Origin of the sequence: Hydrogenophaga sp. (assembly GCF_041633695.1) — a bacterium.
In the GTDB taxonomy this organism is placed as follows: Bacteria; Pseudomonadota; Gammaproteobacteria; order Burkholderiales; family Burkholderiaceae_C; genus Hydrogenophaga.
Genome location: NZ_JBFJMY010000303.1, coordinates 1 through 5,217, shown reverse-complemented (window position 1 = coordinate 5,217; position 5,217 = coordinate 1). Strand labels below are relative to the sequence as shown.

Below are 5,217 nucleotides of genomic sequence, written 5' to 3'. Positions count from 1 at the left end.
TAGGGGCCAAGGTAGACCTCGGAGAGCTTTTCACCCACGCCGATGATCAGGCCGCCGATGATGGCGCCGGGTACCGAGGTGAGACCGCCCAAAATGATCACGGGCAGGGCGCGCAAGGCCACGGTGGTGAGCGAAAACTGCACACCCAGCTTGGAGCCCCAGATCACGCCGGCCACCAGGGCCGTGATACCGGCCACGCACCAGACGATGACCCAGATGCGGTTGAGCGGAATACCGATGGACTGCGCGGCCTGGTGGTCGTCGGCCACCGCGCGCAGGGCGCGGCCGGTGCTGGTCTTCTGGAAGAACAGCGAGAGCGCGCCGACCAGGGCTGCGGCCACCAGGGCCGCGATCACGTCCTCCTGGTTCACCAGAATGCCGCCCTCGAACACGCTGTCGAGCAGGAATACCGGGTCTTTGGGCATGCCCACATCGATCTGGTAAATGTTGCTGCCAAAAAGGGTCTGGCCCAGACCGTCCAGAAAGTACGAGATACCCAGCGTGGCCATGAGCAAGGTCACGCCCTCCTGGTTCACCAGGTGGCGCAGCACCAGCCGTTCCACCAGCCAGGCCAGTACAAACATGGCCGCGCCGGCCAGCACGAAGGCCACCACATTGCCCAGGAACTTGTTGTCCATGCCCAGCCAGTGCGGAATCCATTCCGAAAAGCGGGCCATGGCCAGTGCCGCGAACAGCACCATGGCGCCTTGCGCGAAGTTGAAGACGCCAGAGGCCTTGTAGATCAGCACAAAGCCGAGCGCCACCAGCGAATACAGCATGCCGGCCATGAGGCCGCCGATGAGAGTTTCAATAAAGAAAGCCATGGTGGGTTCGCCCTAGTTCCGTTCGCCCTGAGCCGGTCGTTGGGCTCGCGCGGAAGTGGTGTGATGGGCTTTGACAGGCTCAGCCCGAACGGTGGGATTGGTGATCATTTGTGGGCCCATATCAATGTGAAGTGCCTAGATAGGCGCTGATGACTTCTTCGTTGTTGCGCACTTCTTCTGGCGTGCCGTCGCCGATCTTTTTGCCGTAGTCGAGCACGACCACACGGTCCGAGATGTCCATCACCACACTCATGTCGTGTTCGATCAGCACGATGGTGGTGCCGAACTCGTCGTTCACGTCCAGGATGAAGCGGCTCATGTCCTGCTTTTCTTCCAGGTTCATGCCGGCCATGGGTTCGTCGAGCAGCAGCACTTGAGGCTCCATCGCCAGCGCCCGGCCCAGGTCGACCCGCTTTTGCAGGCCGTAGGGCAGCTGACCCACCGGCGTTTTGCGAAAGGCCTGGATCTCTAGGAAGTCGATCAGGTGCTCGACGTATTCGCGGTGTTGTTCTTCTTCGCGCTGCGCCGGTCCTATGCGCAAGGCTTGCAGGAACAGATTGCTTTTGATGTGCAGGTTGCGCCCGGTCATGATGTTGTCGATCACGCTCATGCCCTTGAACAGCGCCAGGTTCTGGAAGGTGCGGCCAATGCCCATCTCCGCCACCTGCCGGCTGCTCATGTGCTTGAAGGTCTTGCCGCGAAAACTGATCGTGCCTTCCTGCGGCGCGTAGACACCATTGATGCAGTTGAGCATGGAGCTCTTGCCGGCGCCGTTGGGGCCGATGATGGCGCGCACCTCGTGCTCCTTCACATTGAAGGAGATGTCGGTCAGGGCGTTGACGCCACCGAAGCGCAGACTGATGTTTTGCACGTCAAGAATGACGTCGCCGATTTTTTTGGTGCTCATACAAACGTCTGTTCGGAAAAGAGTCCGCTCGTCCCGAGCTGGTCGAAGCATGGAATGGCTTGTGCGATGTCGACCGCGCGAGCGTGGATGCGCTCGGCCGCAACCGTGTGTGGGTTCATGCCGCCGCCTTCACCGGGGCAAAGATCTTGGCGTTGTCCACCCGCAGCGTGGCGCTCACGCTGCCGGTGCGACCATCTTCGAACTTCACCTGGGTTTCGATGTATTGCTCGGTCTTGTCGCTGTAGAGCGCATCCACCAGCACCTCGTATTTCTCGGCAATGAAGCCGCGGCGGACCTTGTTGGTGCGGGTGAGCTCGCCGTCGTCGGCATCGAGCTCTTTGTGCAGCACCAGGAAGCGGCTGATCTGGCTGCCCGCCAGCAATTCGTCGCGGCTCAGGTCGGCGTTCACTTTTTCCACGCAGTCGCGTATCAGGTCATAGACCTCGGGCTTTTGCGCCAGATCGGTGTAACCTGCGTAGGGCAGGTTGCGGCGCTCGGCCCAGTTGCCCACCGCTTCCATGTCGATGTTGAGCATCACGCAGACCTTTTCGCGCTGGTCGCCGTAGGCCACCGCCTCTTTGATGTAGGCGAAGAACTTGAGCTTGTTCTCCACATACTTGGGCGCGAACATGGCGGCGTCGAAGGCGCCACCCTTGATGCGGCCCACGTCTTTCACGCGGTCGATGATCTTCAAGTGGCCCGAAGCGTCGATGAAACCGGCGTCGCTGGTGTGGTACCAGCCGTCGGCGGTGAGCACCTCGGCCGTGGCCTCGGGGTTCTTGTAATACTCCTTGAGCAAGCCGGGCGACTTCACCAGGATTTCACCGCTCTCCGACAGCTTGATTTCCACCCCCTCGCAAGGCACGCCCACGGTATCGGCCCGCGCTTGCGTGTCGGGTTGCAGGCAGACGAAAACGGCGGTCTCGGTCGAGCCGTAGAGCTGCTTGAGGTTGATGCCGATGGAGCGGTAGAACGAAAACAGATCGGGCCCAATCGCCTCGCCTGCGGTGTAGGCCACGCGCACCCGGTTGAAGCCCAGGGTGTTGCGCAGCGGACCGTAGACCAGCACATTGCCCAGCGCGTACAGCACCGAATCCAGCATGCTCAGAGGTTTGCCGTCCATGCGGGTCGGGCCCACGCGCTGGGCCACGCCCATGAAGTACTGGAACATCTTGCGCTTGATCCAGCCGGCGTCTTCCATGCGGATCATCACCGTGGTCAGCAGGCCTTCAAACACCCGGGGCGGCGCAAAGTAATAGGTGGGCCCCACTTCGTTCAGGTCGATCGAGACCGTCGCGCTCGATTCGGGGCAGTTCACCACATAGCCCGCCACCAGCCACTGCGCGTAAGAGAAGATGTTCTGCCCGATCCAGGCCGGTGGCAGGTAGGCCAGCACCTCGTCGTTGGGGGTCAGCTTGTCGAACTTCGCGCCCACGGCGCCGCGGTCGATCAGCGTGTTGTGGGTGTGCACCACGCCCTTGGGCTTGCCCGTGGTGCCAGAGGTGAAGAACATGGCGGCCACGTCGCCGGGCTGGCACAGCGCGACTTGCTCGCGAAACAACTGGGGGTGGAGCTGGGCAAACGCCTGGCCCGCTGCGATCAGCTCAGCCATGGCGCTCAAGCCCGGCTCGTCGTACTTGCGCAGGCCGCGTGGATCGTCGAAATAGATGTGGCTGAGCTGCGGGCATTCCGCGCGGATGTCGAGCATCTTGTCAACCTGCTCCTGGTCTTCCACCACCGCAAAGCGCACATCGGCGTTGTTGATGGGGAACACGCATTCGCCACCCACGGCGTCTTGGTACAGCGGCACCGGAATGGCGCCCAGCGACTGGGCCGCGAGCATGGTGGCGTAGAGGCGGGGCCGGTTGGCGCCGATCACCACCATGTGCTCACCACGCCGCAAGCCGGCCTGGTGCAGGCCGCAGGCCAGGTGCTCCACCAGCCGGGCCATGGCGGCCCAGGTGGTGGTCTGCCAGATGCCGTATTCCTTTTCGCGCATCGCCGCCGCATCGGGGCGGCTCTTGGCGTGTTCCAGCAAAAGCTGGGGAAATGTCGTCTGCATGAGTGTCTCCTGCTGCCCGCGGGGCTGGGTTTTGCGTCGGTGTGCTCACCGGGTGGCACCCAAGCCCCGTCGAATCATTCTGGAACCGATGTTAGGTCTTCATTTGACGTTATGTTGTCAGTACGACGACAATTGGAGGGTGTACCCTGCTAGGACTTTCCCTAGGGGTGGTGTTCTGGCTGCGGTCCCGGTCGCGGCTGGACATGAGCCGCGCTGGAATGGGGCGAGCAGGGACCCAGATCTGTCTGGTGCAGACCGGGGTGCACACGTCCGCCCTGGGTCCGCTTCCATTTTTCGCACGCTGCCTGTCCACCATGTCCTACCCGTCACCTACGCACGCCGGCACCAGCTTGCACGCCCGGGCCCGGGCGCTCACGACCGAAGAATTGGCCGAGGTGCCCTGGTTGTTGCATCTGAACGCGCCCGAGCGCGAGCGCGCCGAAGCCGCCTTGATCCTCACCGAGGCGCAGCCCGGCGACTACATCTGCCGCATCGGTCGCCCGGTGACCTACTGGTTTGGCCTGGTGGACGGCCTGCTCAAGATGAACAACGACGATTCCGTGGGCCCGACCATCACCTTCACCGGCGTGGCGCCGGGCGGCTGGTTTGGCGAGGGCACGGTGCTCAAGCACGAGCAATACCGCTACAACATACAGGCTTTGCGCAAGAGTCGGGTGGCCGGCATTCCGGTGGCCACCTTCGACTGGTTGCTGGACCATTCCCTGGGCTTCAACCGCTTCGTCATGCACCAGCTCAACGAACGACTGGGCCAATTCATCGCGGCGCGCGAGATCGACCGCCTCAACAACCCCGATCTGCGCGTGGCGCGCAATCTGGCCTCTTTGTTCCACCCCTTGCTGTACCCCAACGTCGGCGGCATTCTGCGCATCACCCAGCAGGAGTTGGCCTATCTCGTGGGCCTGTCGCGCCAGCGGGTCAACGAAGCGCTGTCCACCTTGTCGGCTAAGGGATGGATACGTGTGGAGTACGGCGGGCTGCGGGTGCTGGACCTGGCCGCGCTGCGCAGTGGGCAGCTGGCCGAAGAGCCCGTTTGACACCACAACGGCCCCACCACACCAATCTGGGATGATCCCTGCATGACCACCGAAAAACCCGCCCGCACCCTCAAGCTCAACCCGGGCGCTGCCAAGACGAAACCCAGCGATCCATTTGCCCCGCGCCGCAACCCGGTGCGTCCGCCCGGCCCGGCCCGCGCCAAAAGCGTTTCGGCCTCCGCACCCAAGCCGCCGCGCGAACGCCCGGGCGGCCCCGGCGCCGACCGCGCAGGCCCCAGCCGGGGCGATGGCGACCGTGCCGAGCGGCCCCGTTTCGGTGCCGACCGGCCAGCCGCAGACCGCCCGCGCTCTGGCCCGCCCGGTTCATCTGGTGGGCCACGCGGCGAACCACGTGGCGACGCTCGCCGC

Annotated in this window: 4 protein-coding genes and 1 pseudogene; 2 read left to right on the top strand and 3 right to left on the bottom strand. The window is 63.6% G+C overall.

Going from position 1 to position 5,217, the window contains the following annotated elements; all coding sequences use genetic code 11:
- The 3 genes from ABYB95_RS16535 to ABYB95_RS16525 all read right to left on the bottom strand — a co-directional run.
- Positions 1-824, bottom strand: an 824-nt coding sequence (locus ABYB95_RS16535; RefSeq protein WP_372659652.1) for a branched-chain amino acid ABC transporter permease, incomplete at its 3' end; no start/stop codon positions are given.
- 121 nt (positions 825-945) lie between these two features.
- Complete coding sequence (locus ABYB95_RS16530; protein WP_372659651.1) at positions 946-1,731, bottom strand: ABC transporter ATP-binding protein; 786 nt, start codon at positions 1,729-1,731, stop codon at positions 946-948.
- A 115-nt stretch (positions 1,732-1,846) separates the two neighbouring features.
- Positions 1,847-3,793, bottom strand: a complete 1,947-nt coding sequence (locus tag ABYB95_RS16525; RefSeq protein ID WP_372659650.1) for a long-chain fatty acid--CoA ligase — start codon at positions 3,791-3,793, stop codon at positions 1,847-1,849.
- A gap of 314 nt (positions 3,794-4,107) precedes the next feature.
- Here ABYB95_RS16525 and ABYB95_RS16520 point away from each other — a divergent pair, with 314 nt between their 5' ends.
- Positions 4,108-4,848 (top strand): Crp/Fnr family transcriptional regulator, encoded by a 741-nt coding sequence (locus ABYB95_RS16520; protein WP_372659649.1) that lies wholly within the window; start codon positions 4,108-4,110, stop codon positions 4,846-4,848.
- A gap of 42 nt (positions 4,849-4,890) precedes the next feature.
- Positions 4,891-5,217: pseudogene (locus tag ABYB95_RS16515) on the top strand (hypothetical protein); the annotation flags it as partial.

Excerpts from the sequence above, each read along its gene's own strand:
- ABYB95_RS16530 (WP_372659651.1), bottom strand. The coding sequence starts at position 1,731 with ATGAGCACCAAAAAAATCGGCGACGTCATTCTTGACGTGCAAAACATC.
- ABYB95_RS16525 (WP_372659650.1), bottom strand. The coding sequence starts at position 3,793 with ATGCAGACGACATTTCCCCAGCTTTTGCTGGAACACGCCAAGAGCCGC.
- ABYB95_RS16520 (WP_372659649.1), top strand. The coding sequence starts at position 4,108 with ATGTCCTACCCGTCACCTACGCACGCCGGCACCAGCTTGCACGCCCGG.